We start from the raw sequence: 24,661 nt of genomic DNA, 5'->3' as shown, positions 1-24,661 counted from the left end.
GCGGGCCCGTCCTTGAGCGATCGTGAAGCCCGCTGCGAGAATCTCACCAAGCCGGGCACCCGACCTGCCGCGATCGCCGGTGTCCCGCCTTCGACTAGGGAGCGTGCCGGTCATGTCACCGGAACAGCGAATCCTCAAGGAGTGCCTAGCCCGGCTCGACACCGATCCGGCGGGCGCGATGAACTACTTCTACGGGCGCCTGTTCACGGCGGAGCCTCGGCTGCGGGCACTGTTCCCGCCCGCGATGGGCCACCAGCACGACCGGTTCTTCGGGGCGCTCACGCGGCTCGTCTCCGGCCAGGACCACCCGGAGGAACTCGCCGCCCACCTCGAACGCCTCGGCCGCGGCCACCGCAAGTACGGGGTGCTGCCCGAGCACTACCCGGCCGTCGAGGCGGCCCTGACCGCCACGCTCCGCGCCTTCGCCGCCGGCGTGTGGACCCCCGAGGCCGAGGACGCCTGGCGCACCGCCTACCGGTCCGCCGCCGACACCATGATCCGCGCCGCGGAGCGGGACGCGGAGGACGCGCCGCCCTGGTGGGTCGCCGAGGTCGTGGAGCACGACCGCCGCGCCCCCGACCTCGCGGTGCTCACGCTGCGTCCCGAGCGGCCGGTGCCGTTCGCGGCCGGGCAGCACGTGCCGGTCCAGACGGCCCGCTGGCCCCGCGTGTGGCGGCCGTACTCGATCGCGAACGCGCCCCGCCCGGACGGGCTGGTCCGCCTGCACGTCCGGGCCCGTCCCGCCGGCTGGGTGAGCGGCGCCCTCGTCCGGCACACCGGGCCCGGCGACACGCTGCTGCTGGGCCCGCCCGACGGCGGGATGACCCTCGACCCCGGCTCGGACCGGCCGCTGCTGCTGGCCGGCGGCGGCACCGGCCTCGCGCCGATGAAGGCGCTCGCCGAGCAGGCCATCGCCTCCGGCCGCGACTGCGACGTCCACCTCCTCGTGGCCGCCCGGCACGCGACCGGCCTGTACGACCTGCCCGAGCTGCGGCTGCTGGAGTCCCACCACCCCCGGCTGCGGGTCGTGCCCGTCCTGTCGCGCGGCACGGCGGCCGACGGCCTGAGCGGGCGGGTGCCGGACGTCCTGCCCCGCCTCCTGGAGGGCGTCGGCGGCCGCGACGAGCACGAGGCCTACGTGGCCGGACCCGTCCCGATGGTCCGCGAAACGGTCACCGCACTGCAGCGCCTCGGCGTGCCGCTGGCCCGCATCCGCCACGACCTGCTCGCCGCCGGCGGCTGACGCCCGGGATCACATGCCGGCGCGCTCGCGCAGGAAGTCGGCCGTCTCCCGGTCCGCCGGGTAGAACGACTCGATCGCCAGTTCCGCCACCGTGATGTCGACCGGCGTCCCGAACGTCGCGATGGTGCTGAAGAACGACAGCTCCCGGCCCTCCAGCCGCATCCGCAGCGGCACGAACACCTCGTGGCCGGCGGGCGGCGCGATCGCCTCCCCCACGTCCCCCGGGAAGCTCCGCAGCTCCTTGTAGAGCTGGGCGAGCGCCGCGTCCGCGGTCAGCGCCACGTGCCGCCGCACCCGGTCGATCATGTGCGCCCGCCACTCGGCCAGGTTCAGGATGTTCCTGGCCATCCCGTCGGGGTGCATGCTGAGCCGGAGCACGTTCAGCGGCGGCTCCAGCAGCTCCGGCGGCGCGCCCTCCATGAAGAACGCCGCCGCGCCGTTGGCGTCGATCAGGTTCCAGAACCGGTCGACGACCACCGCCGGATAGGGCTCGTGCCCCTCCAGCACCTGCCGCAGCGCCGCGCGGACCGTGTCCATCCTCGGCTCCTCGATCGGCGTCTCGTCGAACACCGGCGCGTACCCGGCCGCCACCAGCAGCAGGTTGCGGTCGCGCAGCGGCACGTCCAGGTGCTCGGCGAGCCGCAGCACCATCTCCCGGCTCGGCGCCGACCGGCCCGTCTCCACGAAGCTCAGGTGCCGGGTCGACACGTCCGCCTCGGACGCCAGCTCCAGCTGGCTGAGCCTGCGCAGCTGCCGCCACGCCCGCAGCTGCTCCCCGATCGGTCTCACGTCGCTCAACGCCGTCGTCATCGTGGTCACGTCCCGACGCTACCGGCCGCCTCGTCGCCCCGGCGATTACGCCCGGGGTAATGGACGAGGGGAGGGACCGGTCGCCAGAGTGACCCCCGTCCACCCCGTCCGAGGAGGCCGAATGACCGTCCAGATCACCCCCGCCCAGCTGACCGACGCCATGCCGTTCGCCCGCGCGCTCGGCGTGGAGATCGACACCGCCGGGCCGGAGGAGGTCACCGGGCACCTGGACTGGGCGCCGGACCGCTGCACAGCGGGAGGCGTGCTGCACGGCGGCGCGCTCATGGCGCTCGCGGACACGCTCGGCGCGGCCTGCGCGTTCCTCAACCTGCCCCCCGACACCTCCACCACGACGCTGGAGTCGAAGACCAACTTCTTCCGCGGGGTGAAGGACGGGCAGGTCCGCGGCGTCTCGCGCCCGCTGCACGCCGGCCGCACGTCGATCGTCGTCCAGACCGACCTGTTCGACGCCGCCGGCCGCCGCGTCGCCCAGGTCACCCAGACACAGGCGGTGCTGCGCCCGTGACGCCCTGAGATCCGTCGGCCGCGTCCGCCACGATCCTCCGATCGGCACAGCGAGAAGAACCGGGCCTGGATCGCAAGGCCTGGCGGCCGTCCTCCGCTCCAAGCCCGGCACCTTTACGTTGTAGATTTTTTAGCGATGTGCTCGGCGAAGAAGGTGAGGATGCGGTCCCAGCCGTCGGCGGCGTTCTCCCGCCCCTTGCCGAGCCCGAAGGCGATCTTCGCCACGGGGCCGAGCGGCGGCCCGGGGGTGAACTCGGTGAGGAAGCCGTGCCCCGTCCCCGGATACTCCTTCACGTCGTGCGCGACGCCGGCGGCCGTGAGGGCCCGCTCCAGCTTGGCCGCGGCACCGCGCAGGGTCGGGTCCGCCCCGCCGTAGCTGGCGACGATCGGGCACGCGCCCCGCAACGACTCCTCGGGCCTGCGCGGAAGGATCGCGTAGTTGGCGGCGGCGGCCGTGAAGTCGTACTTCGCCGCCGCGACGAGCGCGAACCCGCCGCCCATGCAGAACCCGCACACGCCCACGTCGCCGGTGCAGTCGTCCCGGCCGGCGAGCCAGGCGCGGGCCGCCTCGATGTGCTCGTACGCGGGGCCGCGCTGGGCGCGCATGTCCCGCATCGCCTTGGTGACGCAGCGGATCCACGGCGCGCCGCCGTACAGGTCGGGCAGGACGGCGACGTAGCCGTTGGCGGCGAACCGGTCGGCCTGGGCGCGCATGTCCGCGTTCGCCCCCATCGCCTCGAACACGATCACGACGCCGGGCCAGGGCCCCTCCCCCTCGGGGACGGCGAGGTACCCGGGAATCTCACGGCCGCCCGCCGGGATGCTGATATCAGACATACCGTCGAATGCTGCCGCAGGCCACACCGCGCGCCTAGGCCCAACCCGCCCCGGAGCAGGGTCAGACCTTGCGCCATTCGGGGACCCAGGAGCCGTCCTCGACGACGTAGTCGCCGAACAGGTCCGGCGCCTCCTTGCGCATCACCTCGCCGATCTTGCCGAAGAGCAGGCGGATCTCCTCCTCGGCCCCGGGCGCCGTGCGGTTCTCCAGCGTGTGCCGCAGCGTGCGGACGTTGGCCGTCCAGACCAGGCCGGTGCCGACGCCCTCGGGGGCGAAGCGGCGCATGAACGAGGTCTTGTGCTTCTTCTCCTTGAACGGCACGCCCTCGTCGTCCAGGCCGAAGTGCGCGGCCATCCAGCCCTGGAACTCCTCCATCTGCTCCAGCATGGCGGTGGCGCGCTTCATCAGCTCGGCGTCCTCGCGGGCCCACTCGGGGAACCAGAAGGGGATGTCCTGGAGCCGGACGAACCGGAGGGACTCCTGCGAGATGGCCACGCCGGGCCGGTGCCGGACGAGCTCGTGGGTCAGGACGCGGCTGACGTTGTGCAGGACGAAGCTGAAGCTCACGTGCTCCAGCACCGAGCCGTGCAGGCTGCGCAGGATGTTCTGCAGGTACTCGCCGGAATCCGTGCGGATCCTCTTCACGTTCGGGTTCAGGCCCGGCTCCCACGAGCGGTAGCAGAGCCGGCCTGCGAACTCCGCCAGGTTCTGCGGGTCGTTCAGCTCGTCGTCGAGCTCGCCACGGTCGAGCCGCTCCAGCCAGCCCTCCCCGCCCACGTCCCGCAGGTACCGGGCGACCTCGTCGTAGTCCAGTTCGGGGCGCGCAACGAGGAACACCTCGGGCTCGACGCTCTTCACTCTCGTATCTCCCCACGGGTCGTTTCCGTCGCCCCTAGGAAACCACCCCGGTCCGGCACCCGCGACCCGGGGACGGCGGTCGCGTGTCATGAGCATCCGGAACAACGCTCATGATGGTCCATGGCGCAGACTAGTGGGGTTCGTCCAGGTAGGGAGGGTGGATGCGGTCGGAGCTGAAGGTGCTAGGGGCCTGCCCGCTCGACTGTCCCGACGGCTGCTCATGGGTGGTCACCGTCCGGGACGGAGAGGCGGTGGGGCTGCGGGGCAACCCGGACCATCCGTACACGCGCGGGGCGCTGTGCGCGAAGGTGAACCGGTGGCTGGAGCGCGCCGCGCAACCGGACCGGATCCTGCATCCGCTGCGGCGCGTGGGCGCCAAGGGCGAGGGCCGGTTCGAGCGGGTCGGGTGGGACGAGGCGCTCGACGAGATCGCCGGGCGGCTGGAGGAGATCGTCCGCGAGCACGGCGGGGAGGCCATCTGGCCGTACTGGGGGACGGGCACGCTCGGCTACCTGCAAGGCCTCGAGGGGTGCTCGGGCCGCCGGTTCTTCAACGTGCTGGGGGCCTCGGCGCACGACGCGAACATCTGCTCGGCGGCCGGCAGCGCCGGGATGACCGAGGCGGTCGGGTCGCCGGGCGGCATGGACCCCGAGGACCTCGCGCACGCCGGGCTCGTCCTGCTGTGGGGCACGAACCCGCTGACCAGCGGCCACCACGTGTGGAAGTTCGTGCAGGACGCGCGGAGGACCGGCGCGCACCTGGTCGCGATCGATCCGGTGCGGACGCGGACGGCGCGGCAGGCCGACGAGCATCTGGCGCCGCTGCCCGGAACGGACGCGGCGCTCGCGCTCGGGCTGCTCAACGTCATCGTCCGCCTCGGCGCGCAGGACGAGGACTTCCTCGCGCGGCACACGCTCGGGTGGGAGGAGTTCCGGGAGCGGATCGCGGACTTCCCGCCCGAGCGGGCGGCGGAGATCACCGGTGTCCCGGCGGAGCGGATCGTCGCGCTCGGCGAGCGGATCGCCCGGACGCGCCCGACCGGCATCCGCGCCACGCAGGGCCTCCAGCGGCACTCGGGCGGCGGCGCGGCGCTGCGGGTGATCGCCGCCATCCCGGCCGTGACGGGCGACTGGGCCAGGCGGGGCGGCGGGGTCGCGTTCTCCACGTCCGGGCACGTGAAGCTGGACAAGGCCGCGCTCTGGCGCGACGACCTGCGGCCCGGCCCGGTGCGGACGCTGTCGATGAGCCGGCTGGGCGAGGGACTCCTGGACGTCCAGGATCCGCCGGTGAAGGCCCTGTTCGTCATCGCGGCGAACCCGGCGGGCAGCACCCCGCACCAGACCAAGGTGCGCCGGGGCCTGGCCCGCGACGACCTGTTCACGGTGGTGCTGGAGCAGTTCCCCACCGACACCGCCGACTACGCCGACATCGTGCTGCCCGCGACGGCGCAGCACGAGCACGCCGACCTGCACGAGGGGTACGGGCACCTGTACCTGACGTGGAACGAGCCGGCGGTGGCGCCGCCGGGCGAGTGCCTGCCGACGACGGAGACGTTCCGGCGGCTGGCGCGGCGGATGGGCCTTGACGAACCGGCCCTCCACGACTCTGACGAGAGCCTCGCCGAGCAGCTCCTCGCCTCTGACCATCCCTGGATGGCGGGAATCACTCTCGACCGGCTCCGCAAGGAGGGCTTCGTCCGCATGTCGGTCCCCGACCCGTTCCTGCCGTACGCCGGGGGCTTCCCGACCCCAACGGGCAAGTTCCAGTTCCGCTCCCCGGCCGCCGGGCTGGCCGGGTACGTCCCACCGGTAGAGGTGGCGGACGCCGAGCGGGCCGGGCGATACCCGCTCGCGCTGGTCTCGGCGGCGTCGCACGAGTTCCTCAACACCCAGTTCGGCAACAACCCCGAGCTGAGGCGGCGCTCCGGCGGCCTCACCGTCCGGCTGCACCCGGACGACGCGGACGCGCGCGGGCTGAGCGACGGCCAGCAGGTCCGGGTCGGCAACGACCGGGGCGCGTTCGAGGCGGTGCTGAAGGCCACCGACCAGGTCAGGCCGGGCGTCGCCGCGACCGGCAAAGGGCACTGGGCGAAGCTGTCCGGCGGCGCGAACGCCAACGCCGTCGTCGACGAGCGCGACACCGACCTCGTCGGCGGCCCCGTCTTCCACGACACCCGCGTGGAGATCACCGCTATTCCCGACTGATCACGAATATTCAGTTGAATTCGCCGGCCCCCGGCTGATCTCCTAGAGCCATCGCCCTTCCGGTGCGAAGGCCACGGGTTACTTCCCTGTTAAGGAAACCCAACCCCGAGGCCATGTCTGATCTCGGAGGGGCTCGACAACTCCAGAGCGTGCCCGGTGCGCAGGTGAGGGATACTTCGTTTCGGGAACGAGAGGTTGCGGGTTCGAGTCCCGCCGCACGCGCCATGCGCGGGCGTAGCTCAATAGGCAGAGCGCTGACGTCTCCTTCGCCGTCCTGATCTCGGGCACGACCTCTGGCCATAACTGAAAACACGCACCTCCCGGTGCGCAGGCGAACGGATACTTCAGGGTTCGATTCCTTGCAGCTCCACACGTGGGGCTGTGCCCGTCCGGCGGGCGGGCCGTACGCCGACTTGATCTCGGGAGGGAGCACTTTTTCGCGGGTGCCCGGTGCGCAGGCAACGGATACTTCCTTTCTAATCCATGGGTCGTGGGTTCGATTCCCACCGTCGCCTTGTGCGGCGTAGCTCAGTCGGTAGAGCAATGGCGATGGCCGTCGCCGACTCTGATCTCGGGCACCTCCGCGGACTCCAGGGCTCCCTCCATTTTGTCGAAGGGAGCCCTAGCTCATGGCGAAGTTCAACCGCACCGCGGTCCGCAGGGCCGTTTCCAGCCCGGTCCGCACCGAGGCGACGCCGTCCGGCCGCACCCACGAGGGCGCGCCCGGCTACGCCCGTGACGCCAAGGGCGAGCTCTTCCTGCTCGCCGTCGCCAACATGGTCGGCGAGAAGACCTTCTACGAGTCCGCCGGCGACCGTGACGCCCGCTTCCGCGATCTCGTCCACCGGGTCGCGGTCGACGACGTCGAATGGATGGCGGGCTTCCTGCCGTGGCTGCGCGGCGAGGCGAACATGCGCTCGGCGCCCGTCGTCGCCGCCCTGGAGGCCGTCCGGGCGCGTCTGGCCGCCGGGCTGGCCGGCGAGAACCGGCAGCTCGTGGCGAGCGTCCTGCAGCGGGCCGACGAGCCGGGCGAGGCCCTGGCGTACTGGACCTCGACCTACGGCCGGGCGATCCCCAAGCCGGTCAAGCGCGGCGTCGCCGACGCCGTCCAGCGGCTCTACACCGAGCGGTCCCTGCTGAAGTACGACACGGGCGCGCGCGGCTTCCGCTTCGGCGACGTCATCGACCTCGTCCACCCGGCCCCGGCGGCGGACAAGCCGTGGCAGGGCGACCTGTTCGAGCACGCCCTCGACCGCCGCCACGGCCGCGACGAGCCGATCCCCGACCGCCTGGAGACCCTCAAGGCCGCGCAGACGCTCGCGGCCCTGCCCGTCGAGCGGCGCCGCGACCACGTGCTGAACCCGGAGCTGGTGACCTCACCGGGCGGCCTGGCGGGTGCCGGGTTCACCTGGGAGCGGCTCGCCGGCTGGCTGCAGGGTCCGATGGACGCCGCGGCCTGGGAGGCGATCATCCCGTCCATGGGCTACATGGCGCTGCTGCGCAACCTGCGCAACTTCGACGAGGCCGGAGTGAGCGACGCCGCCGCCGGCAAGGTCGCGGCGCGCATCGCCGACCCCGAGCGGGTCGCGCGGTCCCGGCAGTTCCCCTTCCGGTTCTTCTCGGCGTATCTGGCGGCTCCCTCGCTGCGCTGGGGCCACGCCCTGGACAAGGCGCTCACGGCCGCCACGGCGAACGTCCCCGAGTTCCGGGGCCGCACCCTCGTGCTGGTGGACACTTCGGCGTCGATGACCGGTGCGGGCGTCTCGGAACGGTCGAAGATGACGTACGCGCAGATGGCCGCCCTGTTCGGCGTCGCCCTCGCGGCGCGCGGCAACACGGTCGACCTGCACGGCTTCGCCGACGGCACGTTCCGGCACGACGTCGGCCGGGGCGCGTCGGTGCTGCGCGAGGTCGAGCGGTTCGTCGACCGCATCGGCGAGGTCGGGCACGGCACCCGCATCGCCGACTCCGTCCGGGCGACCTATGCGGGCCACGACCGGGTCGTCATCCTGTCGGACATGCAGACGTTCGGCGGCGGCTGGGCGGGCGACGTCACCGGCGCCGCGCCGAAGCACGTCCCGATGTACGGGTTCAACCTGGCCGGATACCGGCACGGCGCCATGCCGACCGGCTCGGGCACGCGCCACGAGCTGGGCGGCATGACCGACGCGACGTTCCGGATGATCCCGCTCCTGGAGGCGGGCCGGAGCGCCGACTGGCCGTGGCGGTCCTGACGACGTGAGGCCTGATGATCTTTCGGGCCGGTACGGTGTGGTCCGGAGGGTTCGATGACGATTCAGGCCGAGACCGGCGCCCTGCTCGACCGGGCCCGCAAGTACGAGCGGCAGGGCAGGCCCGCGGAGGCCGCGGCGGTGTTCGCGAAGGCCGCCGAGGCGATGGAGGCGCACGGCGACCGGATGTCCGCGGTCGCGGTGCGGGCCCGGCAGGCGCGCGCGCTCGCCGCGGCGGGCACCACCGGCGAGGCCCAGCGGCTCCTGGACGTGCTCGACCGCGGCGCCGCGGCCCTGCCCGCCGAGGTCCGGGCCGGCCTGGACGCCCAGGCCGCGCACGTGCTCGCGGCGGCCGGGCGGACGGGCGAGGCCGCGCGGCGCGCCTGGTCGGCGATGTCGGCGTTCGGGGCGCTGCACGACCCGAAGCGGGCCGGGGCCGCGGGCGTGCACGCGGCGCGGCTCATCCTGAAGGACGCCGGGCCGCGCGGGGCGGAGCGGCCGCTGCGCGAGCTGCTGGCGCAGATGCCGCCGGGCGGGGACGACCACCGGCAGGTCGCCAAGCTGCTCGCGGACGCCGAGCGGCGGCCCGGCCGGGACCACGACGTCCTCGTCACCGACCCGGGCAGTGCCGCGTGGGGGCGGCTCGCCGCCGCCCTGGCCGTGGGGGCGCACCTGGCCGTCGGCAACGGGGTCGCCTGGAACGCCCTCGCCGACCGCGGCGCGCGCGACGACCGTGTCCTGCTGGAGCGCGACTGGGGGATCACCGGCGCCGAGGGCTGGCGCGAGCAGATGGACGCGCTGCTCGACGCGCAGAACAGCGACCCGGCCATCCAGATGGTGCTCGACCGGCGCGGGCGCGGCACCGGGGAGCGCGCGTGGCGCGAGGCGATCACCGCCTGGTGCCGCGAGCGCGACATCTCCGACGAGACCGTCCGGCAGGTCGTGGGGCTGTCCGGCCAGATCCTGCGGTACGAGGCGCGGTTCCGGGCGGACGGCCTGCTCCCGCCGGACGGCCGGGTCGAGAGCGTCTACGGCTACGACTTCGGGCGCGCGGTGAACATGGCCCGCTGGGGCCTGAACGCCGGGTACTGCGACGCCGAGGAGGCCGAGAAGTGCGTCCTCACGGCCGGGCACCGCGCCAACCAGGTGTATCCGTCGTGGGGGTCGTTCTCGGCGGGGTACGTCCTCGGCCGGATGCTGCGGTTCGACGAGGGCGAGTTCGGCGAGTGGTACGAGCGCTCGCTCGCCGGCCACCGCATCCTCTCCGAGGACCCCGACAGCCCGTGGCGGCGCATGGCCTGGGGCTGACCGCGCCGCCGGCCCGTCAGCCGAGGGCGTCGATGTCGGCGATGATCGCCTTGCGGCCGTCCTCGTCCAGGCAGGAGGCGGTCACGGCGTTGCGGGCCAGGGCGGCCAGCTCGGCGGGGCCCAGCCCGAACACCTCGGCCGCGACGCGGTACTCGCCGGTCAGGGTCGTGTTGAACATCGGCGGGTCGTCGCTGTTCAGCGTGACGAACAGGCCCTCCTCCAGCATCCGCGGCATCGGGTGCGCGGCGAGGTCGGCGACCTGGCCGGTGCAGACGTTGGACGTCGGGCACACCTCCAGCGGCAGCTGCGTGTCGCGCAGGTGGTCGATGAGGCGCGGGTCGTCCACGCAGCTGATGCCGTGACCGATGCGCTCGGCGCGCAGCCCCTCGATGGCCTCCCAGATCGTCTCCGGGCCGGTCATCTCCCCCGCGTGCGGAAGGCTGCGCAGCCCGGCGGCGCGGGCGGCGGCGAACGCGTCGCGGAACGCGTCCCGGTGCGGCGGGCGCACCTGCTCGATGCCGCCGATGCCGAAGCCGACGAGCGCCTCCGGCGGGTGCCGCAGCGCGTGGTCGAGGGTGCCGCGGGCGCCCTCGGCGCCGAACTCGCCGGGGATGTCGAAGATGTAGGCGACGCGGACGCCGAGCCGGTCGCGGGCCTCGCGGACGGCGTGGTCGAGCGCCTCGGTGACCGCGGGCATCGGCATCCCGGCCCGCTGGTGGGTGTACGGGGTGACGGTCAGCTCGACGTACCGGACGTTCTGCGCGGCGAGGTCGCGGGCGACGCCGAAGACGAGCGTCCCGACGTCCTCGGGCGTGCGGACGAGGCCGGACACGGCCTCGTACACCTCGGCGAAGTGCGGGAAGTCGCGGAACTCGTAGAAGGCGCGCAGCTCGCGCTCGTCCACGGGGACCGGCCCGTCCGGGTGGCGGCGGGCGAGTTCGAGGACGGTGGGGACGGAGGCGGAGCCCACGAGGTGGACGTGGAGCTCGACCTTCGGGAGGGCGTCGATGAACGCCGCGAGGGTGGTGTTCTCGGTAGGCACGCCGCGAAGCTAACAGTCCGCCGACCTGCCGGGACAGCCGAACCGGGCGAACCTCCCAGGAAATTGTCAGGAACGCTCGGCGATGGGGCAGGATGGTGCCGTGCGTGCTGCTCGGCTGATCTCTGCGGTGCTCCTCCTCCAGTCGCGGGAGACGATGACGGCGGCGGAGCTGGCGCGCGAGCTGGAGGTCTCCGAGCGCACGGTGTACCGCGACATGGAGGCGCTGTCGGCGGCCGGCGTCCCGGTCTACGCCGACCAGGGGCGCGGCGGCGGGTACCGGCTGGTCGGCGGGTACCGGACGCGGCTCACCGGGCTGACCCGCGAGGAGGCCGAGGCGCTGTTCCTGTCGGGGCTTCCCGGCCCGGCCGGCGACATGGGCCGCGCGGACGCGCTGGCCGCCGCCGAGCTGAAGGTCCTCGCCGCCCTGCCCGCCTCGATGCGGGACGCGCCCGCCCGCGCGAACCAGCGGTTCCACCTGGACGCGCCAGGCTGGTTCGGCGAGACGGGCCCGCCGCCGCTGCTGCGCGACCTCGCCCGCGCGGTCTGGGATGACGAGACCGTGGAGCTGCGCTACCGCCGCAAGGACTCCGAGGTCACGCGGACGGCCGAGCCGTACGGGCTCGTCCTGAAGAACGGCACCTGGTACCTGGTCGCGCGGGTCGGCGGCAGGACCCGCACCTACCGGGTGGACCGCGTCACCGCCGTGCGGCCGACGGGTGAGCGCTTCGACCGGGACGAGGGCTTCGACCTCGCCGCGCACTGGGGCGAGCAGGCCGGCGTGTTCGTGCGCTCGCTGCTGCGCGAGGAGGTCACCGTGTGGCTGAGCCCGGCGGGGATGCGCGCCCTGCGGTACGCCGTCGAGCCCTACGCCGCCCGCCGGGCGGCCGAGGAGGCCGGCCCCCCGGATGAGCGGGGCTGGGTGGTGACGGCCCTGCCCGTGGAGTCGGCGGTCGTCGCGGAGTCCCAGCTGATGCGGCTCGGCCCCGAGGTCGAGGTGCTCGCCCCGCCGGAGCTGCGGGAGCGCATGGCGGGTGCCGCCGCCCGGCTCGCGGAGCTGTACCGGGCGGCGGGCCCGCGGGCCCCCGGTCCGGCTACCGGTAGCCGGTGACGTCGGCGGGAAGGTCCTTGTCCTGGACCTCGACGACGTAGCGCCAGGCGTCGGGACGGCTGCCGTCGGCGTCGGTGAACCCGTAGACCTTCGCGAGCCCGCCGCTGGACAGGGAGGCCCCGTTCCAGCGCGCCCGGTCGGGGTCGGCGGCGAGGGCGGCGACGGCGCGCCCGACGTAGACCGGCGACTCGGAGATCGCGAAGTGCGGGACCTTCTCGGTGGCGTCGCGCCAGGTGTCCTCGGTGACGCCGAAGTGGTCGAGCATGGCCTCCGAGCGCAGCCAGCCGGGCGTGAGGGAGAGGGCCGTCGCCCCGTAGGAGGCGATCTCCTCGGACTGGGCGAGCGCCATCCGGATGACGGCGCTCTTGGCGAGGTCGTAGAAGAACCCGACGTCCCGGCGGTACTTCGCGTTGTAGTCGGCGGTCCCGTCGGTCACCTCGACGACGAGGCCGCCGGGCTCGCGGATCAGCAGCGGCAGGGCGTGGTGGCTGGTGATGGCGTGGGTGTCGATCGCCAGGCGGAGCATGTGCAGGCCGTCCTCCAGGGACTGCTCCCACAGCCGCTTGCCGAACTCGAAGAGGTGGTCGCCACCCCAGACGTCGTTGACCAGGACGTCCAGCCGGCCCCGCTCGGCGTCGATGCGGCGCACCAGCGCGGCGACCTGCTCCGGGTCGAGATGGTCGACCCGGACGGCGATGCCCTCGCCGCCCGCCGCCGTGACCAGCTCGGCGGTCTCCTCGATCGTCTCGGGACGGTCCATCTCCGACCGGTGCTCCCTGGTGGACCGTCCCGTCACGTACACGGTCGCGCCGGCGGCGCCGAGCTCGGCGGCGATCCCTCGCCCCGCCCCGCGCGTCGCCCCGGCGACCAGTGCGGTCTTTCCTGTCAGTGCACGGCTCATAGGGACGATGCTGGCATCGAAACCTGACAGGTAACGTCAGGGTTTCGTCCCGGCCGCGCGAATTTCGGTCAGGTGAAGATGCTCACCCCGAAGGGCCCGACGAGCAGCCCGACGACGATGAGCACGATGCCCCAGAGCAGGTCGCGCCGGGCGAGGATCACATAGATGCCGGCGATCACCAGGATCACCGCGATGAGCCACAGGATTGTCATCATGGCTCCGGGGGTCCCCCTGGAGAACGCCAAGAAACACCCAATTCATCTTGGATGTCCAAAAAGCCCGTTTTAGACGCGGGAGGGAGGGTGGCCCCCCTCCCTCCCGCGTCCGGGATAACGGCGATCATCCGCGCCGGCCGAAACCGCGCGATGTGGCCGGAACCCAGTCTTCCGCCGCGCCCCCGGGCCGCGACAGGACCCTCGGGACCATTCCGCGCGCCGTCCTCTAGTGCCTTGGGACTAGGGCCGGATCCGCTCGGGGGACGGCCGCCGTCAGGGCCGGCACAGGCGCAGGACGTTGGCCACGATGCGGTGGCCCGCCCCGCCGGCCGCGGTGAGGATCGACTCCGGGTGGAACTGGACGGCCCAGCGCCGCCGCTCCGGGTCCTCGACCGACATCACGACGTCCCCCGTCACCGCCGTCACCTGGAAGCCCTTCACCCGGTCGGGCGTGGTGTGCAGCGAGTGGTAGCGGGCGGCCGTGAACTCGTCGGGCAGGCCGGCGAACAGCTCGCCGCCCGTGACCTTCACCTGGCCGGGCTTGCCGTGCGACGGCTCGGCCAGCAGCGTCAGCTCGCCGCCGGCGTGCTCCACCATCGCCTGCAGGCCGAGGCAGACGCCGAAGACCGGCAGGCCCCGGGCGTCCAGCTCGTCCAGGAGCGCGCGGGTGCCGAAGTCCTCGGGGCGCCCCGGGCCGGGCGACAGGACGACCAGGTCGGGCGCCTGCTCGTCCAGCATCCGCACCGGGAAGCCATGCCGCAGGGTGACCACGGAGGCTCCGTGCTGGCGGAAGTAGTCGGCGAGCGTGTTGACGAACGAGTCCTCGTGGTCGACGAGGAGGACCTTCAGGCCGTCGCCCGGATGCGCGGGAAGCGGCGCCTCCTCCGCCCCGGCGGCCCCGGCGGGCCGCTGCGCGGCGGCGAGCGCGCTCAGCAGCGCGCTGGCCTTCAGGTGGGTCTCGCGCTCCTCCTCGTCGGGGTCGGAGTCGTACAGCAGCGTCGCCCCGGCCCGGACGGTCGCGACGCCGTCGCGGATCTGCGCGGTCCGCAGCGTGAGGCCGGTGTTCATCGAGCCGTCGAAGCCGACGAAGCCGACCGCGCCGCCGTACCAGCGGCGGGGCGACTCCTCGTGGTCCTCGATGAACTGCATCGCCCACGCCTTCGGCGCGCCGGTGACGGTGACCGCCCACATGTGGGTGAGGAAGGCGTCCAGCGCGTCGAAGCCGGGGCGCAGCCGGCCCTCGATGTGGTCCACGGTGTGGATCAGCCGCGAGTACATCTCGATCTGCCGGCGGCCGAGGACCCGCACGCTGCCGGGCACGCAGACCCGCGACTTGTCGTTGCGGTCCACGTCGGTGCACATCGTCAGCTCCGACTCGTCCTTCGCGGACGACAGGATCGCGCGGATCTGCTCGGCGTCCTCCAGGGCGTCGCCGCCGCGCTTGATCGTCCCGGCGATCGGGCAGGTCTCCACGCGGTCCCCGGTGACCCGCACGAACATCTCGGGCGACGCGCCGACCAGGTACTCCCCGTCGCCCAGGTTGAACAGGAACTCGTAGGGCGCCGGGTTGGTCTCCCGCAGCCGCTCGAAGAAGGCCGCGGGCGCGTCGCAGCGCCCGTACATCGCGTGCCCGGGCGTGACCTCGAACAGGTCGCCGCGGACGAACTTCTCCTTGGCCTCCCGGACCATCCGCGCGTACACGCCGGGGACGGGCTGGGCCGGCGATTCCGCCCGCGGCCGGACGGGCGTCGCCCCGGTGTCGCGCGGCAGCCCCCCGGTGCCCGCCCCGTCCACCTCGAAGTCGTAGGAGATCCGGTGCGAGGTCTCGCGCTTGCGGTCGACGACGACCATCTCGTCGGCGAGGTGCAGGACGAGGTCGCGCTGGTCGTCCGGCCGCTCCAGGCGGGTCCGCAGCGGCTCGAACTGCAGCGACAGGTCGTACCCGAAGGCCCCGTACAGGCCGAGGTGCGGGTCCTCGCAGCGGAACAGGTCGACCACGGCGCGCACGGCGGTGAAGACCGTCGGCTGGCGGCTGCGCTCCTCCTCGGCGAAGAACTCCTCCGAGGGCGGGACGAAGACCTCGAACAGGCCGGGCTCGTCCGCCCGCACCTCGCCGGCGCCGCGCAGCGCCCCTGCCAGCGCCGGCAGGACGACCCGGCCGCGCCCGTTCAGCGGCCGGACGGCGACCGTCCGGCCGCGGGCGACGATCTCCAGGCAGGGATCGACGTAGGCCATGTGCCAGCGGCTGTAGCGGCCCGGATACTCCATGCCGGAGCTGAGCACCCCGCCGCGCCGCTCGCCCACGGCGGCGACGAGTGCGTTCAGCACGCTGGACTTGCGCTCGGAGTCGACCGGGGTCGCCGTACGGGTCACCCGTACGCCCCCGGCCGTGACGAACTCGCTGGTCAGCGGCTGCTGTGAGACGGTCTCCACCGTTGGTGGCCCCTCAAGTCGGGCCCCACCCAGGCGAAACGAGAAACGACCGCCGGGTGAGGACGGTCGCCTGGTCTGGAACACGCACGAACCGGCGCCGCCTCAGCGGCGCCACCACCACCGGGAGGCTGCGGTTCGCATGCGGCGAGGTTACCATGGGGACACGGCAAGGGATCACTTACGGCACGGAGAGCGGCGCCCCATGACCAGGAAGAACACCGAGTTCGAGCTGCGCGGGGTCAACCATCTCGCGCTGGTCTGCAGCGACATGAAGCGGACGGTGGACTTCTACGAGGGCGTGCTCGGCATGCCGCTGATCAAGACGATCGAGCTGCCGATGGGCTGGGGCCAGCACTTCTTCTTCGACTGCGGCGGCGGCGACGCCCTGGCGTTCTTCTGGTTCCCCGACGCCCCGGAGCCGGTCCCCGGCGTGTCCGCGCCGAAGGGCCTGCCCGACCGGGGCGAGCTGCTGTCGGCCGTCGGGTCGATGAACCACATCGCGTTCGACGTCCCGCCCGAGCGCATCGAGGAGTACCGCGACCGCCTCATCGCCAAGGGGATCGACGTCGGCGTCCTGCTGAACCACGACGACAGCGAGTTCGGCGTCGCGCCGGAGAACCACGACGGCGTCTTCGTGCGCTCGATCTACTTCAAGGACCCCGACGGCGTCCTGGTGGAGTTCGCCGCGTGGACGCGGGAGCTGAACCTGCCCACCGACGTGCGGCACGAGCCGAAGACCGCCGCGGACCGGACCGTCTGACCGTCCCCTGACCGGCCGTTGATCCGGCTTGACCTGGACGTTCCTGAAATGGACCGATCCATCCAAGTCGTACCGCGGCCGAGATCGAGCTGTGATCAGCGGGTGTGTAGGCTCGCCCGGCCGCATACCCGGGCACGGCCCCCGTTTCGCGAACCGGACGGACCGTGCGCGGGCGAGACGAGGAGGACCCCCTTGGCTCCCGACACATCCAAAGAACCGGCCCCGGACCAGCCCCCGCCGGGGGACGCCCGCTCCGACCGGAGCGCCTGGAACTGGCTGCTGGTCGTCCCGGTCGTGGTCCCGCTGCTGACGCTCCTCTACAACAGCGACAGCCCGCGGCTCGCCGGCTTCCCCGCCTTCTACTGGATCCAGCTCTCCTTCATCCCGCTCGGCGTGGCCTGCACGGTCATCGTCTACCAGATGACGAAGAAGCGGGGCTGAGCCGATGGCGAGCGACCACATCACCGAGATCACCGTATTCGCCGTGCTCTTCCTGCTCGTCAGCGGGATGGGCTTCGTCGCCGCCCGGTGGCGGCGGCCCGACACCATGCACAACCTCGACGAGTGGGGGCTCGGCGGGCGCAGCTTCGGCAGCTGGATCACCTGGTTCCTGATCGGCGGCGACCTCTACACCGCCTACACCTTCGTGGCCGTCCCGGCCCTGGTGTTCGGCGCGGGCGCGGCGGGCTTCTTCGCCGTCCCGTACACGATCGTCGTGTACCCGCTGGTGTTCCTCGTGCTGATCCGGCTCTGGTCGGTGTCGCACGTGCACGGCTTCGTCACGCCCGCCGACTTCGTCCGGGCCAGGTTCGGCTCGCCGACGCTGGCCCTCGTCGTCGCGATCACCGGCATCGTCGCCACGATGCCCTACATCGCGCTGCAGCTCGTCGGCATCGAGGCGGTGCTGAAGGCGATGGGCGTGAACGGGCACTGGCCGATCATCATCGCGTTCGTGATCCTGGCGGCCTACACCTACCAGTCCGGCCTGCGGGCGCCCGCGCTCATCGCGTTCGTCAAGGACCTGCTGATCTACCTGGTCATCATCGTCGCGGTGCTGTACATCCCGGCCAAGCTCGGCGGCTGGGGCGACATCTTCGACGCGGCGAAGGACAAGTTCGACAAGACGCCGGCGCCCGGCGACGGCATCACGATCGCCGGCAGCGGCCAGCTGAACTACGCCATGCTCGCGCTCGGCTCGGCGATGGCCCTGTTCCTGTACCCGCACAGCGTCACCGGCGTGCTGGCCAGCAAGAACCGCAACGTGATCAAGCGGAACATGGCGGCGCTGCCCGCCTACAGCCTCGTGCTCGGGCTGATCGCGCTGCTCGGCTACATGGCCATCGCCGCGGGCGTGACGCCCGTCGGCACCGACGGCAAGGCCGACACCAACACCGTGGTCCCGGTGCTGTTCGACCGCATGTTCCCGGACTGGTTCGCCGGCGTGGCGTTCGCCGCCGTCGGCATCGGCGCGCTGGTCCCGGCGGCGATCATGTCGATCGCGGCGGCCAACCTGTTCACCCGCAACATCTACAAGGAGTACATCCGCCGCGACGCCGACGCGAAGGAGGAGGCGACCGTCAGCAAGCTGGTCTCGCTGATCGTCAAGGCCGGCGCGGTGGCGTGCATCCTCGCGCTCGACCCCGAGTTCTCGATCGACCTGCAGCTCATCGGCGGCGTCATCATCCTGCAGACGCTGCCGTCGGTGGCGCTCGGGCTGATGACGCGCTGGTTCCACCGCGGCGCGCTCATCGCCGGCTGGGCCGGCGGCATGGCCGCGGGCCTGTGGATGCTGTACCAGATCCCGAACCCGGCGAAGGGCAAGGAGCACTTCGGCGGCTCGGCCTACCCGCTGAGCGACCTCGGCCTCGACACCAAGATGACGGTCTACGCCGGCATGCTGGCGCTCGCCGTCAACGTGGTGGTCGCGGTCGCCGGCACGGTGGTGTGCAAGGCCGCCAAGCTCGCGGACGGGGAGGACGCGACCCGCGGGTCGGACTACCTGGCCGACGAGGGCGACCCGAAGGTCAAGGACCTGGAGCTGTCCGCCAGCACCTGACCGGCACCGGCCGGGCACGCAGACGGCCCGGTCGTCCGCTCACGCGGACGGCCGGGTCGTCTTCTTTTCGGCTCTTGACAGGCGGACGGGTGGACATCCATGGTTTGTGAACGATCACGTTAACGTTAATGTGACTCAGTCGACAACGGAAGGCCCCCGCGCATGAGGACCTCTCGTCCCCCCGCCCGCCCCGCGCTCAGGACGGTCACCGCCGCCCTCGCCGCCCTGCTCGTCCCCGGAGCCCTGCTCGTCCCCGCCGGCGGGGCGCAGGCCGCCCAGAAGGGGCGCCGCGGGCTCGACCTCCGGATCGCGACCTACAACACCTGCGGGCACGGCTGCCTGCCGACCGAGCAGGAGTGCGTCGACACGATCGGGCGCGACTGCGCGACCAAGCTGGCCCCCTGGGCGGACGGGCGCGCCGCCCGGGTCGCCGACGACATCGTCCGGGCGCGCGCCGGGGTGGTCGTCACCCAGGAGATCGGCAACAACGCGACCCCGACGCAGCCGGGCGTGGACGTCGAGTCGTTCCGCGCGCCGCTCACCGCGGCGATGCGCGCCCGCGGGTACGCGGAGGCCCCCGCGGACTACGCCGGCACGCGGCACCCGCAGGAGGGCTACCCGCTGAAGTCGGGCGCCGGACGGTTCACCTACTACGACGCCCGCCGCTTCTCCCACCTCGACGAGCGCGGCGGGGCGCTCCCCCACGACCTGCTGTGGCTGCCGGACTCGACCGAGATCTACGGCAAGACCATGACGTGGAACACCCTGCGCGACCTGCGCACCGGGACGCGGTTCGTCGTCGTCGACATGCACCTGGAGTACCGCAAGAACGGCGCGACCGACCCGAACGGCTGGACGAAGAACTGGGACCAGGTCCGCTACCTCGACGCGCGCCGGACGGCCGAGTACCTCACCCGGGACAACGCGTCCACGCGCCGGCTCCCGATCGTGTTCGCCGGCGACATGAACTCCGCGTCCAAGGAGGAGGGGCACAGCGCCTACGACGCGTTCGCCGACGTCGGCTACGTCGACGCGTTCGAGGCGGCACCGCCGAACCGCCGGACGGGCGAGGAGTACGCCTCCTTCAACGGCGGCAAGATCCCGCTGCCGAGGTCCGCGGACAAGATCGACCACATCTTCGTGAAGAACGGCACGCGCGTCCTGCAGTGGACGCTCGTCCCGCAGACCACCGCCCAGGCCGGGGAGCCGCGCGACCTGCTGCGCTCCGACCACAACATGATGCACGCCACCGTCAGGATTCAGGAGCCCACTCGATGACGACCCCCGCGAGCGAGCGGTCACCGGCCGCGGAACTCCGCCGGGCCGACCCCGCCCTGTCCCGTTTCGACCCGCTGGACAGGATCCTCGTCCACGACGACTTCAACACCGGGACGCACGGCTGGATCGAGCTGCTCGGCAACTACGACGGGCACGGGAACCTCGACACCGTCGACGACCACATGCGCGACTTCCGGCCGCCGCAGCTCAGCTCCTGCAACTTCTTCGACGTCGGCACGCACGGCGCGATGTCGGGGACGTACGCGCTGAAGGTCGCCACCCGCCCGCTCGCCGGGCACACCGGCGTCGCCATCCGCCGGCTGACGATGGCGGGACGTGGCCGCGTCCAGTTCGAGGCCTACCTGACGTTCAAGACGGAGGCGGCGTCCGAGGAGAACCAGGCGGCGGACAAGGCCGGCGCCGGGCCGTGGGACGCGAACCTGCACCCGTCCGAGCAGCAGTTCGGCGCGTTCACGATCGCGACCGACATCTGCGACGGCGTCCGCTACCACTGCGTCGCCCGGTACCTGAACACCGACCTGGAGAACAACCTGCGGCGGGAGTGGGTGTACCCGACGGTGCCGGAGCCGACGCCGCGCGAGCACTTCGAGGGCAGGATCAAGCTCCCGCCGACCGCCGACTTCACCGCGCCGGAGCCGGACGACTGGAAGCCGTTCGGCGGGCCGCAGGAACTCTGCTACAACGAGGTCCCGACCAAGGTGAACTGGCACTACGTGCGCTGGACGATCGACACGAGCACCAGGTCGAACGTCGAGCTTCAGGTCAACGACACCGTGTACGACATGCGGGACGTGCCGGTCCCGCCGTACGCCGAGGAGTACGGCTCCCTGCGGAACCTGCTCAACTTCTACGTCTCGGTCAGGACGCACACCGACGTGCGCAACTTCCTGTACCTGGACTCGGTACTGATCTCGGTGGACTGGTGAGGAGCCCCGGAAGCATGCGCGAGTCGTTCACGGCCGTCCTGGAACGCAACCGCACCCTGGCGGGCGAGTTCGCGACCGAGCCCTACGAGGTGGCGTGGGCCGCCGAGGCGCGCTGGTTCGTCCGGACGCTGGAGCGGACCGGGACCGGCACCCGGATGCGGGTGACCACGCAGGTCTCCCCCGACGGACTGCACTGGTGCGACCTCGACGCCGAGCGGGAGGTGGCCGGCGACCTGGCCACCTGGGAGTCGTCGGGGTTCGGCGGCTGGCTGCGGCTGAAGGGCACCGTCGAGGGCGAGGCCGGCGACGGCGCCGAGGCGGCGGCCAAGGTGATGATCTACCTCGCGCTGAAGAGCTGAGGGGGACCGCCATGGACGTGCGCAGGCGCGAGTTCCTCGCCCTGGCCGGCCTGGCCGCGTCGGCGGTGGCGCTCGGCGGCTGCGGCCGGCCGGGCGGCGCCGGGGCCGCGCCGGGCGGATCGCTGCGGGCCGCGTTCGGGCAGCCGGTCACCGACCTCGACCCCTACAACGCGGGGACGGCGGTCGACGAGGCCTCGCTGATCGTCAAGCGGCTGGTGTTCGACACGCTCGTCCGGTACGACGGCGAGCGGCTCGCCCCGGGCCTCGCCACATCCTGGCGGCGGGCGGACGAGACGACGTGGGTGTTCGAGCTGCGCCCCGGCGTCCGCTTCCATGACGGGAGCCCGCTCACCGCGCGGGACGTCGTCGCCTGCCTGGAGCGGACCAAGGCGGTGAAGTCGGCGCAGTCCGCGCTGTGGGCGACGGTGAAGTCCGCGCGGGCGGACGGCGACCACCGCGTCACGTTCGTGACGGACGGGCCGATGGGCACGCTGCCGGTGAACCTGACGCTGCTGTTCATCGTCCCGGCGCGGCTCGTCGCCGACCCCGCGCAGAAGCGGCGGCCAGTGGGCTCGGGGCCGTTCCGCGTCACCGGGTTCACCCCGTCGACCGCCGTGGAGCTGGCCCGGTTCGACGGGTACTGGGGCGGCCGGGCCGGGCTCCCGGGGATCTCGATGCCGTTCATCGCCGAGGCCTCCAGCGCGATCACGGCGCTGCGGAACGGGGACGTCGACCTGTTGTGGCCCGTCCCGTCCGACCAGCTTGCCGAGGTGCGGGGGGAGCGCGGCGTCAGGGTCGAGACGGTGCCGAGCTGGACCTACTACCTGACGTGGTTCAACTGCGGCCGCAGGCCGTTCACCGACCCGCGCGTCCGGCGGGCGATGTGGCAGGCGCTCGACCTGGAGGAGATCGTCGGGAGGCTGTTCGGCGCGGGCGCCGAGCGGATGCGCGCGCCGATCCCCTCGACCGTGTTCGGGCACGCCGGGCAGCGGCCGTACGGGCACGACCCGGACGCGGCCCGCGGGGCGCTGCGGGACGCCGGGCTCGGGGACGGGTTCGAGACCACGATGATGTGGTTCGACGCGACCGGCCCGCTCGCCCGCGAGCTGGCCCAGTCGATGATCTCCGCGTGGGACGAGGTCGGCGTGAAGGTGACCCCGCAGAGCATCGAGAAGGCCCAGTGGCTGCAGCGCCTCAACTCCCTCGACTGGGATATGGAGCTGCAGACCAACACCGTGACGACCGGCGACGCCGCGTTCACGCTCGGGCGGCTCTACACGTCCAAGGCCGACCGGATGGGCTACAGGAACCCCGCGCTGGACAAGGTGCTCGCCGAGGCCGGGCAGTCCGCCGATCCGAAGCGGCGCGAGGAGCTGTACGCCCAGGCGTGCGAGACCATCTGGGACGACGCGGTCGGGATCTTCCCGGCCACGCTCACCACCGCCTACGGGCTGCGGAGCGAAATCACCGGCTTCACCCCGGCCGCGAACAACCAGCCCGACCTGTCCACGGTCAGGAGGACCCCATGACACCCCGCCGCAGGGCCACCCTGCGCGACATCGCCGCCGCCCTCGACCTGTCGGTCAACACCGTGTCCCGCGCCCTCGCCGGCAAGGACGCGGTGAGCCCCGAGACCCGCGAGCGGGTGCGGGCCGAGGCGGAGCGGCTCGGGTACGTGCCGAACACGATGGCGCGGTCCCTGGTGCAGGGCAACGCGATGACGATCGGCCTGGTGATCACCAACCCGTCCAACCCGTTCTACGCCCGGCTGATCAGCGCGATCGAGGAGCGCGGGCGGGTGCACGGCTACGCGCTGATGCTGATGGTCACCGAGGACAGCGTGGAGAACGAGCGCCGCGTCGTGGACGAGCTGATGCGCTGGGGCGTGGACGGCGTGCTCGCCGTGCCCGTCCAGCACGGGTCCGACCATTGGGAGCGGCTCCGCAAGTCGGGGACGCCGGTGGTCCTGCTCAACCGCGACCTGCCGGAGCTGGACACCGACCTCGTCGGCGTCGACTACTACGACAGCGCCCGGCGGGCGACCGAGCACCTCGTGGCCGGCGGCGCCCGCGACCTGTACCTGGTCGAGGAGGACCTGGACATCTCCCCGGTGGCGGAGCGCGTCCGGGGGTTCCGGACGGTTTTGGACGAGCACGGCGTCACGGTCCGCGACGACCACATGGTCAAGGTGCCGACGCGGCGCCGCGAGGCCAGCTCGCAGCCGTGGGACCCCGTCGACTCCTACGAGATCGGGCGGGAGCTCGCCGCGCGCATCGGGCCGGGCGCCGCCGTCCTGGCCGGCAACGACTACTTCGCGCTCGGCGTGTACCGGGCGTTCACCGAGCACGGGCTGCGCATCCCGGGGGACGTGCGGATCGCCGGGCACGGCGACCACGCGTTCGCCGCCTACCTCGCGCCGCCGCTCAGCACCGTCCGGCTGCCGGCCGCCGACGTCGGCGCCACGGCCGTGGACCGGCTCCTCGAACGGATGTCGGGCGAGGCCGCGGCGGGCTCCCCGCGGCAGACGCTGCTGCCCGCCGAGCTCGTCGTCCGCGCGTCGTCCCGTGCGGGAGGCGGCTGATGGGACGGTTCCTGCTCAGGCGCGCCGGCCAGGCGCTCATCGTGGCCTGGGGCGCGATCGCTCTCGTCTTCGTCGTCGTCCGCGTCGTCCCCGGCGACCCCGCGACGCTGATCCTGGGACCGGACGCGAGCCCCGCGCAGCTCGCCTCGGTCCGCGCCGACTTCGGTCTCGACGATCCACTGTGGCGCCAGTACCTCGCGCACATGGGCGAGGTGCTGCGGGGCGACTTCGGCGACTCGTGGCGGCTCGGCGGCGGCGCGATGGGCGCCGTCCTCGACCGGTTCCCCGCCACCCTGTCCCTGGCCGCGCTCGCCCTGGTCATCACCCTCGCGGCCGGCTACCCGCTCGGCATGCTGTGCGCGCGGCGCCCCGGCGGCGTCCTCGACTGGCTCGTCTCGACCGGCTCACTGATCGGGCAGGCGGTGCCGTCGTTCTGGCTCGGGATCGTGCTGATCCTGCTGTTCGCCCGGCAGCTGAACTGGCTGCCGAGCACCGCGGGCGGCGGGCCCGAGGCGGTGGTCCTGCCGTCGGTGACGCTCGCGCTCCCCTTCGTCGGCTGGCTCGCGCGGCTCGTCCGCAACGGGGCGCTGGAGGAGAGCGGCAAGGACTACGTCCGCACCGCCCGCGCGAAGGGCACCGGCGAGGGCGCGGTGATGTACGTGCACGTGGCGCGCAACATCGCCCTGCCCGTCGTCACCGTCCTCGGGCTGCTGATGGGCAACTTCATCGCCAACGCCGTGATCGTGGAGGTCGTCTTCTCCTGGCCGGGCATCGGCTCGCTGATGGTCGACGCCATCACCAACCGCGACTACGCGGTCGTCGAGGCGGCGATCGTGACCATCACGGTCTCCTACATCGCGCTGAACCTGCTCGTCGACGTCCTGTGCGTCGCGCTTGATCCTCGCCTTACCCCGGAGAACGCATGAGCGAAGCGAACCAGGGGGCGTGGGGGGTCGCCCCCCAC

Annotated in this window: 22 protein-coding genes and 1 tRNA gene; 16 read left to right on the top strand and 7 right to left on the bottom strand. The window is 72.6% G+C overall.

Going from position 1 to position 24,661, the window contains the following annotated elements:
• Window positions 1-112: 112 nt before the first annotated feature.
• The gene (locus BM339_RS19475; protein ID WP_024935279.1) at window positions 113-1,243 is read left to right on the top strand and encodes a globin domain-containing protein; all 1,131 of its coding nucleotides are present in this window, start codon (window positions 113-115) and stop codon (window positions 1,241-1,243) included.
• Window positions 1,244-1,252: 9 nt separating this feature from the next.
• On the opposite strand, the gene BM339_RS19470 is transcribed toward BM339_RS19475, so the two are convergent.
• On the bottom strand, window positions 1,253-2,053 hold the full coding sequence (locus tag BM339_RS19470) for a helix-turn-helix domain-containing protein (protein WP_021596156.1): 801 nt from the start codon (window positions 2,051-2,053) through the stop codon (window positions 1,253-1,255).
• Window positions 2,054-2,174: 121 nt separating this feature from the next.
• On the opposite strand from BM339_RS19470, the gene BM339_RS19465 reads away from it, so the two are divergent.
• Entirely contained in the window at window positions 2,175-2,579 is a 405-nt protein-coding gene (locus tag BM339_RS19465) for a PaaI family thioesterase (RefSeq protein ID WP_075021754.1), read from the top strand.
• A 113-nt stretch (window positions 2,580-2,692) separates the two neighbouring features.
• On the opposite strand, the gene BM339_RS19460 is transcribed toward BM339_RS19465, so the two are convergent.
• Both BM339_RS19460 and thyX read right to left on the bottom strand, forming a co-directional pair.
• Window positions 2,693-3,415 (bottom strand): dienelactone hydrolase family protein, encoded by a 723-nt coding sequence (locus BM339_RS19460; RefSeq protein WP_021596158.1) that lies wholly within the window; start codon window positions 3,413-3,415, stop codon window positions 2,693-2,695.
• A 61-nt stretch (window positions 3,416-3,476) separates the two neighbouring features.
• Window positions 3,477-4,274 carry an FAD-dependent thymidylate synthase gene (thyX, locus tag BM339_RS19455; RefSeq protein ID WP_075021753.1) on the bottom strand — a complete coding sequence of 266 codons (798 nt, stop codon included), beginning with the start codon at window positions 4,272-4,274 and terminating at the stop codon, window positions 3,477-3,479.
• Between the two features lie 161 nt (window positions 4,275-4,435).
• Here thyX and BM339_RS19450 point away from each other — a divergent pair, with 161 nt between their 5' ends.
• The 4 genes from BM339_RS19450 to BM339_RS19435 all read left to right on the top strand — a co-directional run bounded on the left by BM339_RS19450 (window position 4,436) and on the right by BM339_RS19435 (window position 10,017).
• On the top strand, window positions 4,436-6,478 hold the full coding sequence (locus BM339_RS19450) for a molybdopterin-containing oxidoreductase family protein (protein ID WP_075021752.1): 2,043 nt from the start codon (window positions 4,436-4,438) through the stop codon (window positions 6,476-6,478).
• A 147-nt stretch (window positions 6,479-6,625) separates the two neighbouring features.
• Window positions 6,626-6,703: transfer RNA gene (locus tag BM339_RS19445), tRNA-OTHER, on the top strand.
• A gap of 404 nt (window positions 6,704-7,107) precedes the next feature.
• Entirely contained in the window at window positions 7,108-8,712 is a 1,605-nt protein-coding gene (locus BM339_RS19440) for a TROVE domain-containing protein (RefSeq protein WP_075021751.1), read from the top strand.
• A gap of 54 nt (window positions 8,713-8,766) precedes the next feature.
• A complete protein-coding gene (locus BM339_RS19435) occupies window positions 8,767-10,017 on the top strand; it encodes a DUF1266 domain-containing protein (protein WP_075021750.1) in 1,251 nt (416 codons plus the stop codon).
• Window positions 10,018-10,033: 16 nt separating this feature from the next.
• On the opposite strand, the gene add is transcribed toward BM339_RS19435, so the two are convergent.
• Window positions 10,034-11,059 carry an adenosine deaminase gene (gene add / locus BM339_RS19430; protein ID WP_021597938.1) on the bottom strand — a complete coding sequence of 342 codons (1,026 nt, stop codon included), beginning with the start codon at window positions 11,057-11,059 and terminating at the stop codon, window positions 10,034-10,036.
• 100 nt (window positions 11,060-11,159) lie between these two features.
• On the opposite strand from add, the gene BM339_RS19425 reads away from it, so the two are divergent.
• Complete coding sequence (locus BM339_RS19425) at window positions 11,160-12,167, top strand: helix-turn-helix transcriptional regulator (protein WP_075021749.1); 1,008 nt, start codon at window positions 11,160-11,162, stop codon at window positions 12,165-12,167.
• Here the strand turns inward: BM339_RS19425 and BM339_RS19420 are convergent.
• The 3 genes from BM339_RS19420 to BM339_RS19415 all read right to left on the bottom strand — a co-directional run bounded on the left by BM339_RS19420 (window position 12,151) and on the right by BM339_RS19415 (window position 15,716).
• The gene (locus BM339_RS19420) at window positions 12,151-13,068 is read right to left on the bottom strand and encodes an SDR family oxidoreductase (protein ID WP_075021748.1); all 918 of its coding nucleotides are present in this window, start codon (window positions 13,066-13,068) and stop codon (window positions 12,151-12,153) included. The genes BM339_RS19425 and BM339_RS19420 overlap by 17 nt on opposite strands.
• 68 nt (window positions 13,069-13,136) lie before the next feature.
• Window positions 13,137-13,283, bottom strand: a complete 147-nt coding sequence (locus BM339_RS49945; protein ID WP_021597935.1) for a GPGG-motif small membrane protein — start codon at window positions 13,281-13,283, stop codon at window positions 13,137-13,139.
• A gap of 273 nt (window positions 13,284-13,556) precedes the next feature.
• Complete coding sequence (locus BM339_RS19415) at window positions 13,557-15,716, bottom strand: anthranilate synthase component I (protein ID WP_083597753.1); 2,160 nt, start codon at window positions 15,714-15,716, stop codon at window positions 13,557-13,559.
• A gap of 202 nt (window positions 15,717-15,918) precedes the next feature.
• On the opposite strand from BM339_RS19415, the gene BM339_RS19410 reads away from it, so the two are divergent.
• The 9 genes from BM339_RS19410 (at window position 15,919) to BM339_RS19370 (ending at window position 24,623) form a co-directional block, all read left to right on the top strand.
• Entirely contained in the window at window positions 15,919-16,476 is a 558-nt protein-coding gene (locus BM339_RS19410; protein ID WP_021597933.1) for a VOC family protein, read from the top strand.
• A gap of 192 nt (window positions 16,477-16,668) precedes the next feature.
• The gene (locus BM339_RS51490; protein ID WP_021597932.1) at window positions 16,669-16,917 is read left to right on the top strand and encodes a DUF3311 domain-containing protein; all 249 of its coding nucleotides are present in this window, start codon (window positions 16,669-16,671) and stop codon (window positions 16,915-16,917) included.
• A gap of 4 nt (window positions 16,918-16,921) precedes the next feature.
• Window positions 16,922-18,532, top strand: coding sequence for a monocarboxylate uptake permease MctP (gene mctP / locus BM339_RS19400; protein WP_075021747.1), 1,611 nt, complete (start codon window positions 16,922-16,924; stop codon window positions 18,530-18,532).
• Window positions 18,533-18,694: 162 nt separating this feature from the next.
• Window positions 18,695-19,810 (top strand): exonuclease/endonuclease/phosphatase family protein, encoded by a 1,116-nt coding sequence (locus BM339_RS19395; RefSeq protein WP_083597752.1) that lies wholly within the window; start codon window positions 18,695-18,697, stop codon window positions 19,808-19,810.
• Window positions 19,807-20,757: a DUF6772 family protein gene (locus BM339_RS19390; RefSeq protein WP_075021746.1), complete on the top strand. Its 951-nt coding sequence runs from the start codon at window positions 19,807-19,809 to the stop codon at window positions 20,755-20,757. Before BM339_RS19395 ends, BM339_RS19390 begins: the two co-directional genes overlap by 4 nt.
• Window positions 20,758-20,771: 14 nt before the next feature.
• Window positions 20,772-21,116, top strand: coding sequence for a hypothetical protein (locus BM339_RS19385; RefSeq protein ID WP_075021745.1), 345 nt, complete (start codon window positions 20,772-20,774; stop codon window positions 21,114-21,116).
• 11 nt (window positions 21,117-21,127) lie between these two features.
• Complete coding sequence (locus BM339_RS19380) at window positions 21,128-22,645, top strand: ABC transporter substrate-binding protein (RefSeq protein WP_024935282.1); 1,518 nt, start codon at window positions 21,128-21,130, stop codon at window positions 22,643-22,645.
• Window positions 22,642-23,697 (top strand): LacI family DNA-binding transcriptional regulator, encoded by a 1,056-nt coding sequence (locus tag BM339_RS19375; protein ID WP_021598356.1) that lies wholly within the window; start codon window positions 22,642-22,644, stop codon window positions 23,695-23,697. The genes BM339_RS19380 and BM339_RS19375 overlap by 4 nt, the downstream gene beginning before the upstream one ends.
• A complete protein-coding gene (locus tag BM339_RS19370) occupies window positions 23,697-24,623 on the top strand; it encodes an ABC transporter permease (RefSeq protein ID WP_075021744.1) in 927 nt (308 codons plus the stop codon). The genes BM339_RS19375 and BM339_RS19370 overlap by 1 nt, the downstream gene beginning before the upstream one ends.
• Window positions 24,624-24,661 lie beyond the last annotated feature (38 nt).

Origin of the sequence: Actinomadura madurae (assembly GCF_900115095.1) — a bacterium.
GTDB lineage: Bacteria > Actinomycetota > Actinomycetes > Streptosporangiales > Streptosporangiaceae > Spirillospora > Spirillospora madurae.
The sequence above is the reverse complement of the archived record's forward strand: the minus strand, read 5'-3'. Positions and strand labels throughout refer to the sequence as shown.